This window comes from Paractinoplanes maris, from assembly GCF_023544465.1.
Taxonomy (GTDB): Bacteria; Actinomycetota; Actinomycetes; order Mycobacteriales; family Micromonosporaceae; genus Actinoplanes; species Actinoplanes maris.
The window spans coordinates 691,539-711,403 of record NZ_JALPVL010000001.1; the positions used below are offsets into that span (position 1 = coordinate 691,539).

The 19,865-nt window shown below is 71.1% G+C and carries 19 protein-coding genes; 10 read left to right on the top strand and 9 right to left on the bottom strand.

Going from position 1 to position 19,865, the window contains the following annotated elements; translation table 11 throughout:
- Positions 1 to 190 precede the first annotated feature (190 nt).
- Positions 191 to 1,756 carry an acyl-CoA mutase large subunit family protein gene (locus NAG42_RS03320; RefSeq protein ID WP_438872352.1) on the bottom strand — a complete coding sequence of 522 codons (1,566 nt, stop codon included), beginning with the start codon at positions 1,754 to 1,756 and terminating at the stop codon, positions 191 to 193.
- Positions 1,757 to 1,962: 206 nt separating this feature from the next.
- Between NAG42_RS03320 and NAG42_RS03325 the strand changes: the two genes are divergently transcribed.
- Both NAG42_RS03325 and NAG42_RS03330 read left to right on the top strand, forming a co-directional pair.
- Entirely contained in the window at positions 1,963 to 3,876 is a 1,914-nt protein-coding gene (locus tag NAG42_RS03325) for a serine/threonine-protein kinase (protein WP_250027776.1), read from the top strand.
- Between the two features lie 27 nt (positions 3,877 to 3,903).
- Complete coding sequence (locus NAG42_RS03330) at positions 3,904 to 5,541, top strand: phospho-sugar mutase (protein ID WP_250027777.1); 1,638 nt, start codon at positions 3,904 to 3,906, stop codon at positions 5,539 to 5,541.
- On the opposite strand, the gene NAG42_RS03335 is transcribed toward NAG42_RS03330, so the two are convergent.
- The 3 genes from NAG42_RS03335 to upp form a co-directional block, all read right to left on the bottom strand.
- Positions 5,538 to 6,221, bottom strand: coding sequence for a GOLPH3/VPS74 family protein (locus tag NAG42_RS03335; protein ID WP_250027779.1), 684 nt, complete (start codon positions 6,219 to 6,221; stop codon positions 5,538 to 5,540). The two genes, NAG42_RS03330 and NAG42_RS03335, sit on opposite strands and share 4 nt — an antisense overlap.
- 140 nt (positions 6,222 to 6,361) lie before the next feature.
- Positions 6,362 to 6,847, bottom strand: coding sequence for an NUDIX hydrolase (locus NAG42_RS03340; protein WP_250027780.1), 486 nt, complete (start codon positions 6,845 to 6,847; stop codon positions 6,362 to 6,364).
- A gap of 10 nt (positions 6,848 to 6,857) precedes the next feature.
- Entirely contained in the window at positions 6,858 to 7,490 is a 633-nt protein-coding gene (upp, locus tag NAG42_RS03345; protein WP_250027782.1) for a uracil phosphoribosyltransferase, read from the bottom strand.
- 61 nt (positions 7,491 to 7,551) lie between these two features.
- Between upp and deoC the strand changes: the two genes are divergently transcribed.
- The 6 genes from deoC to NAG42_RS03375 all read left to right on the top strand — a co-directional run bounded on the left by deoC (position 7,552) and on the right by NAG42_RS03375 (position 15,390).
- Complete coding sequence (gene deoC, locus NAG42_RS03350) at positions 7,552 to 8,502, top strand: deoxyribose-phosphate aldolase (protein WP_250027783.1); 951 nt, start codon at positions 7,552 to 7,554, stop codon at positions 8,500 to 8,502.
- Positions 8,503 to 8,554: 52 nt separating this feature from the next.
- On the top strand, positions 8,555 to 9,973 hold the full coding sequence (locus NAG42_RS03355) for an aldehyde dehydrogenase family protein (RefSeq protein WP_250027785.1): 1,419 nt from the start codon (positions 8,555 to 8,557) through the stop codon (positions 9,971 to 9,973).
- Positions 9,966 to 10,817: an aldehyde dehydrogenase family protein gene (locus NAG42_RS03360; protein ID WP_250027786.1), complete on the top strand. Its 852-nt coding sequence runs from the start codon at positions 9,966 to 9,968 to the stop codon at positions 10,815 to 10,817. The genes NAG42_RS03355 and NAG42_RS03360 overlap by 8 nt, the downstream gene beginning before the upstream one ends.
- A 120-nt stretch (positions 10,818 to 10,937) precedes the next feature.
- Positions 10,938 to 11,822, top strand: a complete 885-nt coding sequence (locus NAG42_RS03365; RefSeq protein WP_250027788.1) for a SatS C-terminal domain-containing protein — start codon at positions 10,938 to 10,940, stop codon at positions 11,820 to 11,822.
- 32 nt (positions 11,823 to 11,854) lie between these two features.
- On the top strand, positions 11,855 to 14,122 hold the full coding sequence (locus tag NAG42_RS03370; RefSeq protein WP_250027789.1) for a transposase: 2,268 nt from the start codon (positions 11,855 to 11,857) through the stop codon (positions 14,120 to 14,122).
- A 281-nt stretch (positions 14,123 to 14,403) separates the two neighbouring features.
- Positions 14,404 to 15,390: a glycosyltransferase gene (locus tag NAG42_RS03375; RefSeq protein WP_250027791.1), complete on the top strand. Its 987-nt coding sequence runs from the start codon at positions 14,404 to 14,406 to the stop codon at positions 15,388 to 15,390.
- Here NAG42_RS03375 and NAG42_RS03380 read toward each other — a convergent pair.
- Positions 15,355 to 16,035, bottom strand: coding sequence for a 4a-hydroxytetrahydrobiopterin dehydratase (locus NAG42_RS03380; RefSeq protein WP_250027793.1), 681 nt, complete (start codon positions 16,033 to 16,035; stop codon positions 15,355 to 15,357). The two genes, NAG42_RS03375 and NAG42_RS03380, sit on opposite strands and share 36 nt — an antisense overlap.
- A 25-nt stretch (positions 16,036 to 16,060) precedes the next feature.
- Positions 16,061 to 16,522 carry an Lrp/AsnC family transcriptional regulator gene (locus tag NAG42_RS03385; protein ID WP_250027794.1) on the bottom strand — a complete coding sequence of 154 codons (462 nt, stop codon included), beginning with the start codon at positions 16,520 to 16,522 and terminating at the stop codon, positions 16,061 to 16,063.
- 106 nt (positions 16,523 to 16,628) lie between these two features.
- Between NAG42_RS03385 and NAG42_RS03390 the strand changes: the two genes are divergently transcribed.
- Positions 16,629 to 17,087 (top strand): DUF2000 domain-containing protein, encoded by a 459-nt coding sequence (locus NAG42_RS03390; RefSeq protein WP_250027795.1) that lies wholly within the window; start codon positions 16,629 to 16,631, stop codon positions 17,085 to 17,087.
- On the opposite strand, the gene NAG42_RS03395 is transcribed toward NAG42_RS03390, so the two are convergent.
- On the bottom strand, positions 17,084 to 18,016 hold the full coding sequence (locus NAG42_RS03395) for a phosphotransferase family protein (RefSeq protein ID WP_250027798.1): 933 nt from the start codon (positions 18,014 to 18,016) through the stop codon (positions 17,084 to 17,086). The two genes, NAG42_RS03390 and NAG42_RS03395, sit on opposite strands and share 4 nt — an antisense overlap.
- Before the next feature lie 66 nt (positions 18,017 to 18,082).
- On the opposite strand from NAG42_RS03395, the gene NAG42_RS03400 reads away from it, so the two are divergent.
- On the top strand, positions 18,083 to 18,772 hold the full coding sequence (locus NAG42_RS03400; protein ID WP_250027800.1) for an HAD family hydrolase: 690 nt from the start codon (positions 18,083 to 18,085) through the stop codon (positions 18,770 to 18,772).
- A 51-nt stretch (positions 18,773 to 18,823) separates the two neighbouring features.
- On the opposite strand, the gene NAG42_RS03405 is transcribed toward NAG42_RS03400, so the two are convergent.
- Together NAG42_RS03405 and NAG42_RS03410 are read right to left on the bottom strand one after the other, a co-directional pair.
- Positions 18,824 to 19,411: a GTP-binding protein gene (locus tag NAG42_RS03405; protein ID WP_250028343.1), complete on the bottom strand. Its 588-nt coding sequence runs from the start codon at positions 19,409 to 19,411 to the stop codon at positions 18,824 to 18,826.
- Position 19,412: 1 nt separating this feature from the next.
- Positions 19,413 to 19,793, bottom strand: coding sequence for a DUF742 domain-containing protein (locus tag NAG42_RS03410; RefSeq protein WP_221375580.1), 381 nt, complete (start codon positions 19,791 to 19,793; stop codon positions 19,413 to 19,415).
- Between the last annotated feature and the right edge of the window lie 72 nt (positions 19,794 to 19,865).

Genomic DNA, 19,865 nt, shown 5'->3' on the forward strand with positions numbered 1-19,865 from the left:
CGAAGTTATGAGGTTCTTGTGACGCGCGACAGCCTAGACCGTTTTCGGTGACGCTGTGCAACACCATTCCCGTACGTAGGGAACAGCGCACGGTGACAAAATCCCTCGATATAGGAGCTGATGGCTCCTTCACCCCTACAACCTGTTACGAAGACAGAGGTGACACACGTTCAACGTTGCCACGCGATGGTCAGAAACGCTCGACCGGGTGGTAGACGCCCCACACACCGCGCAAGGTGTGGCATACCTCGCCCACAGTGGCACGAAGACGCAACGCCTCTTTCATCAACGGTAGGACGTTCTCGGTTCCGCCGGCGGCCTTCGCCAGATCCGCCAGTGCCGCCTCGACCGCCTGACCGTCGCGGGCCGAGCGCAGAGCGGCCAGCCGGGCCACCTGGGCGGCCTCGATCGCCGGGTCGACCCGGAGCGGCTCGTAGCGCTCCTCCTCGTCGGCCACGAAGCGGTTGACCCCCACCACGACCCGCTCGCCGCTGTCGATCTCGTTGGCGATCCGGTAGGCCGAGGTCTCGATCTCCTGTTTCTGGAAGCCCTGCTCGATGGCGTCGACCGCCGACCCGTACGCGAAGACGCGGTCGATCAGATCGGTGGCCTGCCGCTCCACCTCGTCGGTCAGCGCCTCGATCGCGTAGGACCCGGCGAACGGGTCGACCGTGCCGGTCAGGCCCGACTCGTAGGCCAGGACCTGCTGGGTACGCAGGGCCAGGCGCGCCGATTTCTCGGTGGGCAGGGCGAGCGCCTCGTCGTAGGCGTTGGTGTGCAGCGACTGGGTGCCGCCGGCCACCGCGCCCAGCGCCTGGATGGCCACCCGGACCAGGTTGACCTCGGGCTGCTGGGCGGTGAGCTGCACGCCCGCGGTCTGGGTGTGGAAGCGCAGCATGAGCGATTTCGGGTCCTGGGCACCGAACTCGTCGCGCATGATGCGGGCCCACATGCGGCGGGCGGCCCGGAATTTGGCGATCTCTTCGAGCAGGGTGGTGCGGGCCACGAAGAAGAACGACAGCCGGGGGGCGAAATCGTCGACGGCCAGGCCCGCGGCGAGCGCGGCCCGTACGTACTCGATGCCGTTGGCCAGGGTGAAGGCAATCTCCTGAGCGGGCGAGGCGCCGGCCTCGGCCATGTGATAGCCGGAGATCGAAATGGTGTTCCATTTCGGGATCTCGGTCCGGCAATAGGCGAAGGTGTCGGCGACCAGCCGCAACGACGGTTTCGGCGGGAAGATGTAGGTCCCCCGGGCGATGTATTCCTTGAGGATGTCGTTCTGGATCGTGCCCTGCAGGGCCGAGCCGGGCAGGCCCTGCTCCTCGGCCACCAGCTGATAGAGCAGCAGCAGCACCGAGCCCGGCGCGTTGATCGTCATCGAGGTGGAGACGCGGTCGAGCGGGATGCCCGCGAAGAGCTGCCGCATGTCGTCGAGGGAGTCGATCGCGACGCCCACCTTGCCGACCTCGCCGTGCGCGATCGGGTCGTCGGAGTCGTAGCCCATCTGGGTGGGCAGGTCGAACGCGACCGACAGGCCCATCGTGCCCGCCGCCAGCAGCTGGTGATAGCGGGCGTTGGACTCGGCCGCGGTGCCGAAGCCGGCGTACTGCCGCATCGTCCAGGGGCGCTTGGTGTACATCGTCGGATAGACGCCACGCGTGTAGGGGAACTCACCCGGCTCGCCGATCGGGACATCCGGTGGGATGTCGCCCGGCCGGTACACCGGCTTGATCTCGAAACCCGACTCCGCGTTCACATCGGAAATCCTAAGGCTTCGTTCAACCCTGGAGCGTGAGGACTTTCGCACTCTGCGTCCGAATCAGTCGACACAATGCGATTTCACCGTCACCTACCGTCGAGTTCGGCGGAACACGTCGCCGGTGACTTTCAAATCGGGGTGGGGGCACGGCAAGATAGCGGGGTTCGGTCGACGGCCCCTACACCCCCTCGGTGGCATCCTCAGTGACTCAGATTCCGACGTGGAGCGGTGGCAACAACGCTCCGGCCAGCGGACGCGCAGCCCCGGGCACGCTCATCGGCGGGCGATACACCCTCCGTGCCGCCGTGGGCCACGGCGGCATGGGCACGGTGTGGCGCGCGGCCGACACGCTGCTGCGCCGCGACGTGGCCATCAAAGAGGTCATCCTCCCGCCCGGCCTGGCGCCGAGCGACCGTGACTCGATGTACGAGCGGACCATGCGCGAGGCGCGGGCCGCGGCCGCCCTGCAGCACCCGGCAGTGGTGCAGGTCTACGACGTCGTCCACGAGAACGGCCGGCCGTGGATCGTGATGGAGCTGCTCGACGCGCGCAGCCTGGCCGACATGGTGATCGAGGACGGGCCGGTCACGCCGCGCGTGGTCGCCAAGATCGGCATCGCGCTGCTCGGTGCGCTCGAGGTCGCGCACGCCCACGGCGTGCTGCACCGCGACGTGAAGCCGGCCAATGTGCTGATCTGCGGGGACGGCCGCTGCGTGCTAACCGACTTCGGCGTGGCCCGGATGCCCACCGACGTCCAGCTGACCACGCCCGGCATGGTGCTGGGCTCGCCCCACTTCATCTCCCCCGAGCGGGCGATGGGCAGTGAGTTCGGCCCGCCGAGCGACCTGTTCTCGCTGGGCGTGACGCTCTACACCGCGGTCGAGGGCCGGCCCCCGTTCGACAAGGGCGACCCGATCGAGACCATGCACGCCGTGGTCGAGGACCCGCCGACCCCCGCCGTGCGGGCCGGCTCGCTGACCCCGGTGCTGATGGGCCTGCTCGAGAAGGACCCGGCCCGCCGGATGGACGTGCAGACCGCCCGCACCATCCTGCGGCAGCAGTTGGCCGGCCCGCTGGCCAGCACGAGCCCGCCGCACATGATGACCGACCCCTACTCGGTCGTCCCCGCCCAGCGGCCGCCCGCGGCCCCGGTCGAGACCCAGCCGATCCCGCCGCCGCCGAGCGGCCAGATCGGCGGCCGGGCCATGCTCGCGCCCGGCGCGTCGCTCACCGACCACCTGGCCAAGCTCCAGCAGGAGAACGCACCCACCTCCGGTGGTGGCCGCCGCCGCGCACCCGATCCCGCACCGACCGGGATCATGCCGGCCGCCCGCACCGGCGACACGACCAGCGTGCTCCCGCCGCGGGACGCGTGGAACGGTGCCCGCGCCGCTCGCGAGCCCAATCCCGGCGGCACGGTCGTGATGAGCCCGGCGGCCAAGCGCCAGGCGATGATCGCCAAGGTCGTCGGCACCGCCAAGGAGACCACCGGCAAGGCGGTCACCACGGTCCAGGGCTGGCCCCGCAATCAGCAGTTGATCGCGGGCGGCGGCGCGCTGGCCGTCGTGGTCCTGCTGATCGTGGTCTTCTCGCTGGTCGGCTCGGGCAAGGACGACCCCACGACGCCGGTGGCCGGCTCGACCGGCAACTCCGCCGCCAAACCGGCCGCCCTCCCGACCCAGGAATACAGCGACCGCGGCATCACGGTGGAGGTCCCCAAGGGGTGGACCCGCAAGGCAGCCGGTGTCTGGGTCGACTACGCGGACCCCAGCGACGCCAAGCGCAAGGTCCGCATCCTGGTCGAGGACGCCTCCTCGCGCACCACGCCGCAGTCGTTCCTGGGCGGTGCCGAGAACACACTGAAGACCCGTTCGACCAACTGCCCCAAGCCGTACGCACGGGTCGGCCTGAGCGACGCCAAGATCTCCGATCGCGACGGCGCGGTGCTCGAATACACCTGCGGCACCGGCCCCGACGGCCGGCACGGGCTGTGGGGCGCGGTCATCGCGGGCGGCAAGTCGTATTCGTTCTTCCTCACCGCCAAGGAATCGCAGTTCGCCGCGAGCAAGCCGATCTTCGACCAGATGATCAAGACCTACGCCCTGCAGGCCTCCTGATTCCGCCGATCGTGCTATCAATCCCTGATGGCGCCTGACGAACTTCGCTCCCTGGCCGAGACCTGGCTCGCGGACGACCCCGACCCGGCCACGCGGGACGAGCTGACCCGGCTGATCGCCGGGCTGCCCGGCACCGCGGCCGAGCTGCGGGACCGTTTCGCCGGCCCGCTGACCTTCGGCACGGCCGGGCTGCGCGGGCGGTTGCGGGCGGGGCCGAACGGGATGAACCTGGCCGTCGTCACCCGGGCCGCGGCCGGGCTGGTCACCTGGCTGGCCGCGCAGGGTGGCCGGGGTCCGCTGGTCATCGGGTACGACGCGCGGCACGGCTCCCGGGAGTTCGCCGAGCAGACCGCCCGGGTCGCCACCGGTGCCGGGCGCGAGGCGATCGTCATGCCCTCGCTGCAGCCGACCCCCGTGCTGGCGTACGCCGTCCGGGCCCTCGACGCGGTCGCGGGAGTCATGGTCACCGCCAGTCACAACCCGCCGCAGGACAACGGCTACAAGGTCTATCTGGGCCGTGAGCTGGGCGGCCCGGCCGGTGACGGCGCCCAGATCGTGCCGCCGGCCGACGCGGGCATCGAGGCGGCCATCCGCGCCGTCGGGTCGATCACCGAGATCCCGCTGGGTCCCGCGGGCACGCTCGTCGACGACAAGACCATCGAGGGGTACGCCCGGAGCGCCGCGGCCGTGCTGACGGCGGGCGGGCCACGGGACCTGGCCGTGGCCTACACACCCCTGCACGGGGTCGGAGGCGCGACGTTGCTCGCCGCGTTCGAGGCCGCCGGTTTCCCGGCCCCGGTCGTGGTGCCGGAGCAGGCGGAGCCCGACCCCGAGTTCCCGACCGTCGCCTTCCCCAACCCGGAGGAGCCGGGCGCGATGGACCTGCTGCTCGCGCTGGCCGCCGCCACGGGGGCCGACCTGGCCATCGCCAACGACCCGGACGCCGACCGGTGCGCGGTGGCCATCCCGACCGGCGACGGTGGGTGGCGGGCGCTGCGCGGCGACGAACTAGGGGCGCTCCTCGGTGATCACCTGATCCGGCGGGGCGTGCCGGGGACGTACGCGACCACGATCGTCTCGTCACAGCTGCTGGGCCGGCTCTGCGTCGCCCGGGGAGTGCCCTACGCCGAGACGCTGACCGGGTTCAAATGGATCGTGCGGGCGGCCGACGAGCTGGCGTACGGCTACGAGGAGGCGCTCGGCTACTGCGTGGCGCCGGGCATGGTGCGCGACAAGGACGGCGTCACCGCCGCGCTCACCGTGGCCGAGCTGGCGGCCGGGCTCAAGGCCGAGGGGCGGACACTGGCCGACCGGCTCGACGAGCTCGCGACCGAGTTCGGGGTGCACGCCACCGACCAGCTCTCGGTGCGGGTCGACGACCTGGCCGAGATCGGGGCGGCGATGACCCGGGCCCGGCAGGCGCCACCGGCCACGCTGCTCGGCGCGGCCGCGAGCGTGACCGACGACGTGGCCAACAACGTGCTCACCTTCCGCACGGCCTCGGCGCGCGCGGTCATCCGCCCGTCGGGCACCGAGCCCAAGCTCAAGGCGTACCTCGAGGTGGTGGAAACGGTGACCGGGGGTGACCTGACCGCCGGCCGCGCCCGGGCGGCCGAAGGACTGGTCACCCTGCGCCGGGAGATCGCCGAGACCCTGGGGGTCTAGGCCGGCTTCGGTGCGCCCAGGGCGGCCGAGATGGCCTTGCCCAGCGTCGCCACGACCAGGGCCACGCTGGGCCGGACGATCGAGTCCTCCAGGTTGCCGCCGGCCATGAAGCCGGCGCCCGAGGCGATCTGCTCAAGCCGCTCATGGGCCCGCGCCACCTCGTCGGCCGGCAGCCGCAGGTTGGGCTCCATGCGACACGCGACCAGCAGGGTGGCCAGGGCGGCGGTGCGCTCGTCGCACACGGCCGCACTGGTCAGCGCCTCGGCCAGCCGGGCCCGGATCTCGGCCTCGAAGGCGTGGTCGGTGGTCGGGTAGCGGTGCACGTGGATGACGCCCATCTGGGTCTCGTCCACGTCCTGGATCACGCCGCGGGCCACCAGGTCCTCCAGGACCCGGATGCGCAGGCGGTGCCGCAGGCGCTGCAACCACTGGGCGGGGGTGTGCGGCTCGTCGTCGGCTGCCTTGGCCAGCACGGCGTCGGCGATCGTGTCACCGATCGGGCTGGGGTCGATGACCTTGAGGTAGCCGTCGACGTATGCGATCCGCCCCGCCAGGGCGAGGTCGACCAGCACGGCCGCGGCCATGCCGAGGTCGAGCCCGATGCGGGATCCGGTCGCCTTGCCGGTCCGGTCGTCGTATGCGAGAAGGAGCAGTTCCTCGGCGAGAGGGATGGTGGTCATGGATGGCAACGATAGTGTCCCCAGTCACGCAATCCAGTCGCCAGGTCGGTTATATCCCGGTTGCTGTGCTGATGGCCTCGCTCCGCTCGGCTGGCACTTCGCCCTGGGAGGTCGACGTGCGACTTGGGTGCGGTCGGGTACTAAGTCGAATAAGACCAAGTCAGGGCTTTGCCGTTTTGGAAGGGCATTACGCCGTGGAAGACGGTGGGGGTGTCGGCGAAGACCAAGGGGAGGAAGTGGTGGTCGGAATCCCACATGGGGATGCGGGCGGCCAGGATGTCGGCGACCGGGATCCAGTGGAGGCTGCCCTCGTTGTTGCCGGAGAGGGGGGTGCCGGTCCAGAGGGGGATGCGGAAGAGGAAGCCGAACCAGTTCTCGCCGTGGCGGCCGAAGCCGGGCCAGGAGATCGTGCCGGCCAGGTCGACGCGGTCGCACTCGAGGCCGGCCTCCTCGCGGATCTCGCGGCGCAGGCCGCTCACCGCGTCCTCGTCCGGTTCGAGCTTGCCGCCCAGGCCGTTGTACTTGCCGTAATGCAGATCGTCCGGACGGGTGTCCCGGCGGACCATCAGCACCTTGTCGGCGGCTGGGGAGAGCACATAACCGAGGGTTGCGAGGATCGCTTGCACGACGGCGATCCTAGAACCTGCGCATACCGCCGAACTGGCGGTCGCCGGCGTCGCCCAGGCCGGGGACGATGTACTTCTTCTCGTTCAGGCCCTCGTCGATCGAGGCGGTGACCAGGCGCAGCGGCAGGCCCGATTTCTCGAGGCGGCTGATGCCCTCGGGCGCGGCCAGCACGCAGCAGACGATCACGTCGGTGCAGCCACGGTCGACCAGCAGCTTGCAGCAGTGCAGCAGCGACCCGCCGGTGGCCAGCATCGGGTCGAGCACCAGCACCGGCTGACCGGAGAGGTCGCCGGGCAGCGACTCCATGTAGGCGCGGGGCTCATAGGTGTGCTCGTCACGGGCCAGCCCGACGAAGCCCATCGACGACTCGGGCAGCAGCGCCAGCGCCGAGTCGGCCATGCCCAGGCCGGCTCGCAGCACCGGGACGATCAGCGGCGGGTTGGCCAGCCGGATGCCCTCGGTGGGGGCCACCGGCGTGCTGATCGGATAGGTCTCGGTGGCGAACGAGCGCGCCGCCTCGTAGACCACCATGGTGGTCAGCTCGTGCAGGGACGCCCGGAAGACACCGGAGTCGGTCTCCGCCTTGCGCATCGCGGTGAGGCGGGTCTGAGCCAGCGGGTGATCTACGACGAGTACGTCCACGGCGATCAACCTACCGGTCATTTCAAGATCAACTGTCGGGGCCCTGCGTAGAATCGTTTTCATGACTGCGACAGCGACGTCAAGGCTGTCCGGCCTGCCCGATTCGCCCGCCGATCTCCGGACCTTCCTGCACGGACTGCCCGGGGTCGACAAGGTGGGCATCGAGGCCAGGGCGGCGGCGCTGGGCACCCGATCGGTGAAGACCAGCAGCAAGGCCCAGGCGATCGACCTGGCCATCCGGATGGTCGACCTCACCACCCTCGAGGGCGCCGACACCCCGGGCAAGGTCCGCGCGCTCTCGGCCAAGGCCTTGCGGCCCGACCCGGCCGACCCGACCTGCCCCGCCGTCGCCGCGGTCTGCGTCTATCCGGCCATGGTGCCGACGGCGGCCGCCGTGCTGGCCGGCTCCGGTGTTCACCTGGCCAGCGTCGCGACCGCCTTCCCGTCCGGGCAGGCGCCGCTCGACGTCAAGCTGGCCGACACCCGCGACGCGGTGGCCGGCGGCGCCGACGAGATCGACATGGTGATCAGCCGGGGCGCGTTCCTGGCCGGCGACTACGGCAAGGTGTTCGACGAGATCGTCGCGGTCAAGGAGGCGGCCGGTCCGGCCCACCTCAAGGTCATCCTCGAGACCGGCGAGCTCGGGACGTACGACAACGTCCGGCGCGCGTCCTGGCTGGCGATGCTGGCCGGCGCCCACTTCATCAAGACGTCCACCGGCAAGGTCGGCGTCAACGCCACCCTGCCGGTCACGCTGGTGATGCTGGAGGCGGTGCGCGACTTCCGCGAGCGATATGGACGTCAGGTCGGGGTCAAGCCGGCCGGCGGCATCCGCACCACCAAGGACGCCATCAAGTATCTCGTGATGATCAACGAGACCTGCGGCGACGACTGGCTCAGCCCCGACTGGTTCCGGTTCGGCGCGTCCTCGCTGCTCAACGACCTGCTGATGCAGCGCACCAAGCTCACCACCGGCCACTACGCCGGTCCGGACTACTTCACCCTGGACTGAGGCAGTGCTCATCCGAAGCGGCGCCGCCGCACTGCAGGAGGACTGCGGATAAATGTTCGAATACGCTCCCGCCCCCGAGTCCCGCTCGATCGTCTCGCTCGCCCCGTCGTACGGGTTGTTCATCGACGGCGAGTTCGGCGAGGCCAAGGACACCTTCAAGACGATCAACCCGGCCGACGAGGAGGTGCTGGCCGAGGTCGCCCTCGCCTCCCCCGAGGACGTCGACCGGGCGGTCGCCGCGGCCCGGCGCGCCTTCACCGGCTGGTCCGCTCTGCCCGGCTCGGAACGCGCCAAATACCTGTTCCGCATCGCGCGGATCATCCAGGAGCGCTCCCGCGAGCTGGCCGTCCTCGAGTCGCTCGACAACGGCAAGCCGATCAAGGAGTCCCGCGACGTCGACCTGCCCCTGGTCGCGGCGCACTTCTTCTACTACGCCGGCTGGGCCGACAAGCTGCGGTATGCGGGCTTCGGGTCCGACCCGCGCCCGCTGGGCGTGGCCGGGCAGGTCATCCCGTGGAACTTCCCGCTGCTGATGCTGGCCTGGAAGATCGCGCCCGCCCTGGCCACCGGCAACACCGTGGTGCTCAAGCCGGCCGAGACGACCCCGCTCTCCGCGCTCTTCTTCGCCGACGTCTGCCGCCAGGCCGACCTGCCGCCGGGCGTGGTCAACATCGTCACCGGCGCCGGCGACACCGGCCGCTATCTGGTCGAGCACCCCGACGTCAACAAGGTCGCCTTCACCGGCTCGACCGAGGTGGGGCGGCAGATCGCCCGCTCGGTGGCGGGCACCGGCAAGCGGCTGACGCTCGAGCTGGGCGGCAAGGCGGCCAACATCGTCTTCGACGACGCGCCGATCGATCAGGCCGTCGAGGGCATCGTCAACGGCATCTTCTTCAACCAGGGCCACGTCTGCTGCGCGGGCTCCCGGCTGCTGGTGCAGGAGTCGATCGCCGAGGAGCTGCTGTCCTCGCTGCGCCGCCGGATGGCCACGCTGCGGGTGGGCGACCCGCTCGACAAGAACACCGACGTCGGCGCGATCAACTCCCGGGCCCAGCTCGACCGGATTATCGAATTGTCGGAAATCGGTAGCACCGAGGGCGCCGAGCGCTGGTCGCCGCCGTGCGATCTGCCCGACCGCGGCTTCTGGTTCGCCCCGACGATCTTCACCGGTGTCACCCAGGCCCACCGGATCGCCCGTGAGGAGATCTTCGGCCCGGTTCTGTCGGTGCTGACCTTCCGGACGCCGGCCGAGGCCGTCGAAAAGGCCAACAACACCCCGTACGGTCTGTCGGCCGGCATCTGGAGCGAGAAGGGCTCGCAGATCCTGGCCGTGGCCGACAAGCTCCGGGCCGGCGTGATCTGGGCCAACACGTTCAACAAGTTCGATCCCACCTCGCCGTTCGGCGGTTACAAGGAGTCCGGTTACGGTCGCGAGGGCGGCCGCCACGGCCTGGAGGCGTACCTTGCCTAAGTCACCCAAGACGTCGGCGCCGACCGCCGTCGCGGACCGTTCGCGGCTGGCCGTTCGCAAGACCTACAAGCTGTACGTGGGCGGGAAGTTCCCGCGCAGCGAGTCAGGACGGACCTATCTGGTGGACGGCGACAACGTGGCCCTCGCCTCCCGCAAGGACGCCCGCGACGCGGTGCTGGCCGCCCGCGCGGCTCAGCCGAAATGGGCCGGCGCCACGGCGTACAACCGCGGCCAGGTCCTCTATCGCATCGCCGAGATGATCGAGGCCCGCCGGGCCGAGTTCGTCGCCCTGGGTGTCGCCGCGGCCGAGGTGGACGCCGCGATCGACCGCTGGGTCTGGTATGCGGGCTGGTCCGACAAGATCGCCCAGGTCGCCGGCAACGCCAACCCGGTCGCCGGGCCGTTCTTCAACATCTCGGCCCCCGAGCCCACCGGCGTGGTCGGGGTGGTCGCCCCGGGGTCGCTGCTCGGCCTGGTCAGCGTGATCGCCCCGGCCGTCGTCACCGGCAACACGGTGGTTGTTGTCGCGTCCAACCCGCAGGCCGCGATCACCCTGGCCGAGGTGCTCGCCACCTCGGACGTGCCGGGCGGCGTCGTGAACATCCTCACCGGAAAGGGCGCCGAGATCGCGCCCTGGCTGGCCTCGCACGACGACGTGAACGCGCTCGACCTGTCCGGCGTCGACGACCCCGGACTGGCCACCGACCTCGAACGGGCGGCGGCGGGCACGCTCAAGCGGGTCCTCCGGCCGGTCTCGGGCGTTGACTACTCGGGAGACCCGGGCACGGGTCCGATGACCGCCCTGCTGGAGATCAAGACCGTCTGGCACCCGAAGGGTTTCTGACCGGTTCACGCCGGTCATCACCCATGTGCGGGGGACGGTCAGCCCGTCCCCAGGCACGCACACTAGGGTGTGTCGGCAGAATCACCCGTCCCGTCAGCCAGATCGATCCCGGAGGTCACCGTGACCAGCCAGTCCGACGAGCCCGAGGCGTCCGCGCCCGAGGCCGCGAAGTCCTCCGGACTCTCCGGGCGCGCTCTCTGGGACAAGGTCGGCATCGAGCCGGTCGAGATCGCGCTGCCCAGCGGCGTCGCGCTCACCCTGCGGGCCTACCGCTCGGCGTCCACGCTGACGCCGACCGAGATCGTCGAGGACGAGGACGACCCGTTCGAGGCGCGCAAGCGGGCCGCCGCCCGCCACGACGACGAGGACGACGACGAAGAGGTCATCGTCGACGACGAGTTCCAGGCGCTGCTGGCCCAGGGCGAGGCCGACGAGTCCGGCAAGGACCGGCCGGCCGACGAGCCCGATCCGGCCGACTTCGAGGACGATTCGGATGAGGCCGTCGCCGAGGCGGATGACGAGGAGGTGCCCGCCTTCCTCACCCACAAGGGCCGGTTGATCGCCTTCAAGACGCCCGAGTCGCTGGTCTCCTTCATTCGTTCGGGTGCTCCGCACGATCTCGCACAACTCGACACCTGGGGCACTCTGGCCGAGCAGGTACAGTCGACCGACGTCGACCCGCTGCCGGAGGACCGCTACGAGCTCGACCTCGTGGTGGAGAACCTGCGTGGCGGGCACGACACGTGGGACCTGCCGCTCCTCATCGCCGCCGGCGAGGTGGCGCGTGACCTGGGTCACGCACTCCGGCTCAAGCCGGTGATCCTGGCACTGTCGCCCGGTTCACCGCTCGACGATCTGGACGAGTCGCTCCGTTCCGCGGAAACCGGCGGCATGGGTGGCTTCTTCGGTCGGCGTCGATTGAAGAAAATCGGGGCACAACAGGCAAGTCTCGGCTGGCGCTCGGTAATCGGTAAGATCTCCGCGGCTGTGGACTGGCGCGACTGACCCCTCACCAGGGACCATCAACCCTTGGCCAAGTGACAGCTGTCTCCGGGGAGGAGGACGACGCCGTGGCGCTCGTGCGCGTGTACTGCGGTCTGGCGTCGGCGGATGAATCGGTGCGTGTGGCTTCGGCCGCGCAGCTGACCATCGCCGTGGTGGACGACGCAGGACGACTGCTCGGCGTCCATGAGATCAGTGACGACCCCGGCGGCTACGCCGAGCTGGGCGCGCTGCTCGTGGAACGTACGAGTGGATTCACCGACGCCGCGGTCGCCGCCGACAGCGACGACCACCTGGTCACCTCTCTGCTCACCGCGGCCGGGCGGCCGCTGGTCGTGGCTGACGACGACACCGCCGACGACTTCGCCGAGCGGTTCGCCGACGACGACTCGGTCGACGAGATGCAGGCTCCGCCGGCTGCCCGCCGGGCCGTCGGCCTGGCCCGCGCGTTGCAGGCCGGGGCCCTGGTCGCCGGCACCCTCCCGGTGCCGCGCGACCTGGTCAGCTACAAGCCCGTCCTGGCCGCGCACGTGGCCCTGCTCAGCGGGCGGCACGCGGCCGCCATCGCGCTGCGCGAGGTGCTGCGCGAGCTCTACCCGGCCGCTCTGCGGGCCTATCCCGACCCGGCCCACCCGCTCGCCCTCGCCGTGCTCGACGCGCTGCCCGAGCCCGGGCGGCTCTCCGCCCACGGCGAGCCGCAGCAGATCGCCGAGCAGGTCGCGGTCGAGCTCACCCGGGCCGGCGCGGGCACCGAGGACGAGATCATCTCCGCGGTCACCGCTCTGCAGGTCGCCATCAGCGAGTCGCCCCGCCGCGGCGGGGTCAACAAGTCGCTGGCTCCGGCGGCGGGCGAGACGGTGCGCCAGTCGGTCGCCGCGGTGCGCGCCGGCGACGCCGCCTGCGCCTCCCTGATCGGCACCATCGCCGCCCGCAGTGGCCTGGCCGACGCCGGCCGTCGCACGCGTCGCGCCGAGGCCGCTCCGCTGCAGGCCGTGCCGGGTGACAGCGGCCGTTTCGGTCGCCGCACCCGCCCCGAGCCCGCCTCGACGGGCACCGGCCCGGTCATCCCGCAGCCGCTCACCACGCCGCCGGTGGCACCCGACCCGGTCATGCCGCCGCCCCTGGCGCCCCGGCCGGTCGCGCCGCCGCCCGCCGCGCCCGCGGCCTCCCTGTTCCCCAACCGCGCGGCCGCGCCGGGCAACCGGCCGGTCTCGGTGCCGCCGCCCCCGCCGGGCATGACCCCGATCACGCCGGGCTCGCGCCCGGCGCCGGGCTCGCGCACCCCGGCCCCGCCGACCGGCACCACGTTCCCGGCCGCCTCGGTGTCGCCGGGTGCGGCGTCGCCGTCCTCCGGTGTGCCCAACGGCACCAGCCCGGCCGACACCGGCCAGCCGTTCCGGGCCACGCTGACCAACGCGGCGATCAACAGCGTGCGCGCCGAGCGTCAGCGCACGGTCATCCCGCCGCGCCCGTCGACCCGCCCGTCGGCCCCAGCCGCCGACGCGACCGACTTCTCGCTGCCGATGCCGTCGCCGCGCCCCGCCCAGGAGCAGGCCGAGCCCGGCTCGCGGGCCAACTGGCCGCTGCTCAACAGCGGCAACGACGACGTGGCGACCACGCCGGCCGCCTCGGCCAGCGCACCGCCGGCCGACGGCCGGGTGCGGCCGCCCTGGCAGGACATGCCTCAGGAGCCGCCGGCCCTGCGCCTGGTCGACGGCCAGCTGAGCACCGGCCTCGACAGCACGATCACCGGCCCGCCCGCGGCGGCCGACCCGCCGCCGCTGCGCCTGGTCGGCAACCGCCGCTCCCCGGGCCAGACGACGACGAAACTGACCGCGCTCGACCGCAGCACCACGCCGCCGGTCGCCGCCGACAGCAGCGACGGCGATCTGCTGATCTTCGCGGCGGCCCGCTCGGCCTGGTTCACCGGCCCGACCGAGGCCACCACCGACAAGCTCGACTGGACCAACCCGAACGACACCGGCTGGCGGGCCGCCGAAAAGGCGGCAACGCCCGCGGTGGCCGCCGAGACCGCGGCCGGGTTGCCCAAGCGTGTGCCCCAGGCCAACCTGGTGCCCGGCTCACCGCTGCGCGACGAGCGCCCGCTGCGCATCGTCCGTGACGCGGCGAGCATCGCCGCCCACACCACGGGTTACTTCCGGGGCTGGCGGCGCGGGCAGGAGATCGGCGGCTTCGCCATGGGCGGACGCCCGGGTCGCGAGGCGGCCGGCGGCTGGGACTTCACCCGCGACCGCGAGGGCGCCGACGAATACCGCAACAACGCGGGTTACGGCTCCCGCTAGGGTGCGCTCCATAACTGGGCCCGGCCCCCGGGTCCAGTTGTGAAACGCACCTGGATCTCACCGCCTTCGGCCCGGCCCCTTCGCCTCACGCGAAGCGGTCGGGCCGAGCGCATTCCGCGACCTGATTCCCCACGACGCCGGTGAGCGCCGCAGGTTCGGCGGCGAGGCCGGCAAGTTCGGCGGTGGTGGCGGCGCGGGCCGTGGGGTCGGCGGTGGGACTGGTGGCGGGCGGCTTGGGCGTTTGGGGTTCGTTCGGGGGGCTGCTCGTCGAGGATGCTGGGGTGAGCACTTCGTTTCTGGCGGCCTGCCTCATCGTGCGCGATGAAGCGGTGGAACTCCCGGACTGCCTGGCGTCACTGGCCGGCCTGGTCGATGAGGTGCACGTCCACGACACCGGCTCGACGGACGGGACGCCTCAGATCGCCGCTGAGCTTGGCGCTACCGTGACCCACGGTCGCTGGACCGACGACTTCGCCGCGGCCCGCTCTGCGGCTCTGGACGGGTGGAGCGCTCTCTGGGTGCTTAGCGTCGACGCCGACCAGCGCTACCAAGGGGACCCGGCGCATCTGCGGGCGATGCTGGCCGAGTGCCCGGCCGACGTCGTGGAGGTCGAGGTCGACAACGCGCATGACGAGCTGCCGTACACGAACACGGCCGCTCACCTCTTCCGGGCGGGCGCCGTCCGGTGGCAGGGGCGGGTGCACGAGCGTCTGGTCACGCCGGACGGACGGACGCCGTACACCGTCGTCGCACCTCGCGCGGCCATCGTGCTGAAGCACCGTGGCTACATCCGGCCGGACGTCCGCCGGGCCAAGGCGTCGCGGAACGCCGAGCTGGCCCGGCTGGCCCTGGCCGAGCTCACGACCGAGGACCGCCCGCTGGTCGCCCGTACGCTCCTGGACCTGGGCCGCAGCCTCATCGGGGCCGGTCGCCCGCAGGAAGCGGCCGAGACCCTGGAGACGCTGCGGGATCTCTTCCCCGGCACGCCGGAGTGGCTGCAGGGCACCGATTTCCTGGCTCGGCTGGTGCTCGCGGCCGGGATGGACGACGTCTGCCTGACCCTGGTCGAGCAGATGCGCCCGGCCGGCGCCTCGCGCGCCTACTGCGACTGGCTCGCCGCGCAGGCTCTGGCCCAGCTGGGTGAGGTCGCCACGGCCAACCGCCTGCTGGCCGGCGTCTCCGAGGTCGTCGACACCTCGGGTCGCCGGCAGGATCCGGGCGCTCTGCGCGAGTTACGCCACCTGCTCGCCACTCTCGCCCGCGCCTGACGCCTCGCTGTCGCGGGACTGCCAGGTGCACAGGCAGACGCGGTTGCCCTCCGGATCGGCCAGCACCCAGAAGGCCGGGGCGTCGGCCGCGCTGACCAGGTTGCCGCCGGCCGCGACGGCCGCGTCGATGCGGGGCTGAACCTGGGCGGGGTCGACCCAGATGTCGGGGTGCCAGCGCTGGCGGGGTTCCTCGCCGCCGGACTTCTGGAACCAGATGTCCGGCAACTGGCCGGCCGGATCCACGATGTCGACCTCCCTCGGCTCCATCGCGAGGACGGCCGCCCAGAACGGCATGATCGAGCCGCGGGCCGGGCTGTCGAGCGCCCACTCCGCGCGGGAGACGTCGACGGCCGACAGCCGGAGACCCAGCGCCGAGGCCACCGACGAGACGGCCCGGGCCAGGCGGATGTCGCGGGTGGTCACCCCGCCGGTGTCGTGACTGGTCAGGCGCAGGTCGACCGCGGAGTAGCGCAGGTTGACGTCGGGATGGTGGTTCATCTGCTCGGCCACCTCGCCGATGGCGTTGACCAGGGCCAGCCCCGTACCGAAATCCTTGGTCTCGATCCTGGTGTGCAGACCGCCGGGCAGGTAGGCCCAGCCGTCCAGCTTCTCCGCCGCGATCTGCCTTCCATCGAGCTTCGTCATGAGCCCATCCTCCCCCGGCGAGCGGTCAGCGGGCGGGACGGATCCCGTTGTTACGGATGTGCTCGTAGACGATCGAGGTGCGCACGTCGGCCACCTCGGGCCGCTGGGTGAGCCGGTCGATCACGAACTCGTAGAGGCTGTCGTTGTCGGGGACGGCCACGTGCACGATGAAGTCGTCGGTGCCGGTCGTCACGTAGAGCCCGAGGGTGTCGGGCAGGGTGCTGACCCACTCGCGGAACGCCTCGATGTTGCGCCGGGACGGCGGGCGGATCCGGATGGCGATCAGCGCCTGCACCGGCCGGCCGATGGCCTTGAGGTCGACGTCGAGGAGGGCGCCGCGGATCACGCCGCGCTTGCGCAGGGCCCGGGTGCGGTCGAGCGCTGTCGTGGGCGAGACGCCGACGGCCGCGGCGACCTCCCGGTTGGTCTTCCGTGCATCCGACTGCAGTTCCCGCAGGATCGCCGTATCTAGTTCGTCCAGGTCCACCGATTCGATCCTTCTGCCGAGACAAGTACGGATTCATTGCGGCTGAACCTAACACCTGCCTAGCATTTCGCTCGCACGCTGCATGAACGAACAGAGAGAGCAGAACATGATCGGATTCACCGCGGACGAGATCGATCCCACCGCGCCCACCCGCGCGGCTCGTCTGAAATGGGTCGTCGTGGTCGACGGCGACCTGCCCGCCGGGCGGGCGGCCAACGCCGCCATCTGCACCGCCGCCGCCACTTCGCAGGCGGTGACCGGCCTGCTCGGCGATGACGCGGTGGACGCCGACGGCAACGCGCATCCCGGGCTGCCCTGGGCCGGCTGCACCGTGCTCTCGGCCGACCCCGGCACCCTGCGCACGATCCGGGCCAAGGCCGCCGCCCGGGCCGACTTCTTCGTCGCCGACATGCCGGCCGCGGCCCAGCAGACCCGCGTCTACAGCGAATACCTGGAGACGGTGGGCGCCACGGCGGCCGACGGTCTCGACTACTACGCGGTCAGCATCGTCGGCCCGCGCAACCCGGTCGACAAGCTGGTCGGCAAGCTCCCGCTGCTCGGTTAGGCGACCGCGGCCAGAGCCTTGCCGATGTTCAGCTCGGCCAGGTCGAGCATCCACTGCCGGTCGGGGAAATCGGTGCCGGCGATCCGCAGCGGACCCTCGATGAGCCCGATCACCTGGGCGAACCGATAGAGCTCCAACCGCGCCGGATCGAGATCGACCGGGTCCAGGGACTCGTACGCCGGCCCGAAGCGCAACTGCAGGAAGGCGTGCTCCCACTCGACGTCGAAGTAGGTCACCCCCTCGATGTCGATCATCACTGGCTCGCCGTTCGCCGAGATCAGCACGTGGTCGGGTCCCAGCTCGCCGTGGATCACGGCATACTCCTCGCGCGCCGTGACCCTGGCCCGGAGCCCGCGGAGGTGGTCCTCGATCCTGGTACGGGCGGCGGCGACCCGGCCGTCGGTGAGTGCGACAGCGTCGAGGTGAGCCAGCGCACGCCCGAGGATCATCTCCTCGGGCGGCCGCCCCGGCGACGTCACTGAAGCCGGCCGCCCCCACCCCGGCCCGAAGGTGGTGTGCAGGCGCCGCAGCGTCCTCCCCAGCTCGAGCAGCGGCGCGCGGTCGTACGCCATGCGCGCTTCGAGCGTCTCGCCGCCCACGTCCTCGACCAGCACCCGATCGACGTCACTGAACAGCAGGTCCGGAACGCGCGCGCCCGCCCCGGCCAGCAGCGCCCGGTTGGCGACGAACAGCTCGGCCCCGGACGCGTCGGTGAACGGGTCGTCCGGCACGGTGACCGATTCCGGCCAGTAGTTCTCGGCGTCCGCCCACACGTAGAGAACCACCGATCGCCCGTCGTCCAGGCGGATCCGGTAGACGCCCTTCTTGGTGCCGCCGGTGAGCCGGTCCAGGCCGGCCACCCGGCGGTCGCGGCCGAACTGCTGGGCCACCAGCCCCGTCACATCGTCGACCGTCAAAAAGGCGCGCATGACGACCGATCCTTCTCAACCGGCCCACCGCTCACAACCGAATAAGGCGCTTGCCATGATGGCGGCGTGCGTGCGATCGTCTTCGACTTCTTCGGAACGCTCACCGACCCGGCCGCCGAAGCCCACCGGCGTACGTCCTTCGCCGGCACGGCCGCCGCGCTCGGCATACCCCTGGCCGCGTTCTGGGAGGCGATGGCCCAGAGCTTTCCGGACCGCATCGTCGGCCGGTACGGGGACACCCGGCAGACCCTGCTGACCGTGGCCCGCCACTGCGGGGCCGAGCCCGGCGAGGCCGAGCTCGAGGCCGCCGTCGCCGCTCAGACGGCTGGGGCCGAGCGGGTACGCCGGCCGCGCCCGGGCGCCCTGGACCTGCTCGACAGCCTGCGTGCTGAGGGCCTGCGACTCGGCCTGATCAGCGACTGCTCCAGCGAGCTGGTCGAGGCCTGGCCCTCGACCCCGTACGCGCCACGCCTCGACGCCGCGGTCTTCTCCTGGCAGGAGGGCTACCGCAAACCTGATCCGCGGCTCTACGCCACCGTGGCCGAGCGGCTGGGGGTGGCGGCCGTCGACTGCTGGTTCGTGGGTGACGGCGGCAGCCGTGAGCACGACGGCGCCCGGCGGGCCGGGATGCGCCCGGTGCTCGTCACGAACGCGGGCTATCCCGGGGTCGACGCGCTGCGGAGCGACCCGGACTCGTACCGGCCGGCGCTCGCCATCGACGAACTGGCCGACCTGCCGGCCCTGTTGACCGCCTGAGGACATGGTGAAACCCCGCTCCGCCGGGCGGAGCGGGGTTTCAACCGACTGTCAGGCGGGCGCTACGGCGCGGGTACGACGCATCGTCAGCACATACTCGACCAGCGAGATGAGGACGTTCTTCGTCGACTCACGGTTACGCGCATCGCAGCTCACCACCGGGACGTCGCTCGAGATCGCCAGCGCGTCCCGAACGTCCTGAGCATTGTGATACTGCATGCCGTCGAAGCAGTTGATCGCGATCAGGTACGGAAGGCGACGGTGCTCGAAGAAGTCGATCGCGGCGAAGCAGTCGGCGAGACGCCGAGTGTCCACCATCACGACCGCACCGATCGCGCCCCGCACCAGTTCGTCCCACATGAACCAGAAACGCGTCTGGCCCGGTGTGCCGAACAGATAGAGAATCAGGTCGCGGTCGATGCTGATTCGGCCGAAGTCCATGGCGACGGTGGTCGTCATCTTCCCCGGGACCTGCCGGTTGTCGTCGACACCCACACCCGCCGAGGTCATGATGGCCTCGGTGGTGAGCGGGGTGATCTCCGAGACCGACCCGACCAGCGTCGTCTTACCGACGCCGAACCCGCCGGCGATAACAATCTTCGCCGACGTCACGCGCCCCGCAGAGGGACGGTGCGACATGTCAGAGCCTGCGAAGTCCACTCAGCACCCTTTCCAGCAGTTCCGTGCCTACCGCGTCGGTCTCGTCGTCCAGCGAGGTGGGCTCATACACCGCGACAAGGCCGTCAGTGGCCATGTCGGCGACGATCACTCGAGCCACACCGAGCGGCAGTTGCATGCGTGCGGCGATCTCGGCCAACGACTGAACGCGGCCGCCGTCGCACATCTCCGCGATGTACTGATGCTCGCTTCCACCCTGCCCGCCGCGCATCATGCCAGATCGGCCGCGAACGGTTGTCTCGACCAGCGCTTCCAGCGCTATCTCAAGTTTCGGTCGGGTCCGACCACGGGTCACGGCGTACGGCCGCACCAGCGCGCCGGTCGGCTCATCGCGTTCGGGCATCGTCACCGCTCACCCCTTCCTCGAACCCCTAGAAGTGTCTCTTGTTGTCAACTTTTTGAACAGCGGCCGAAA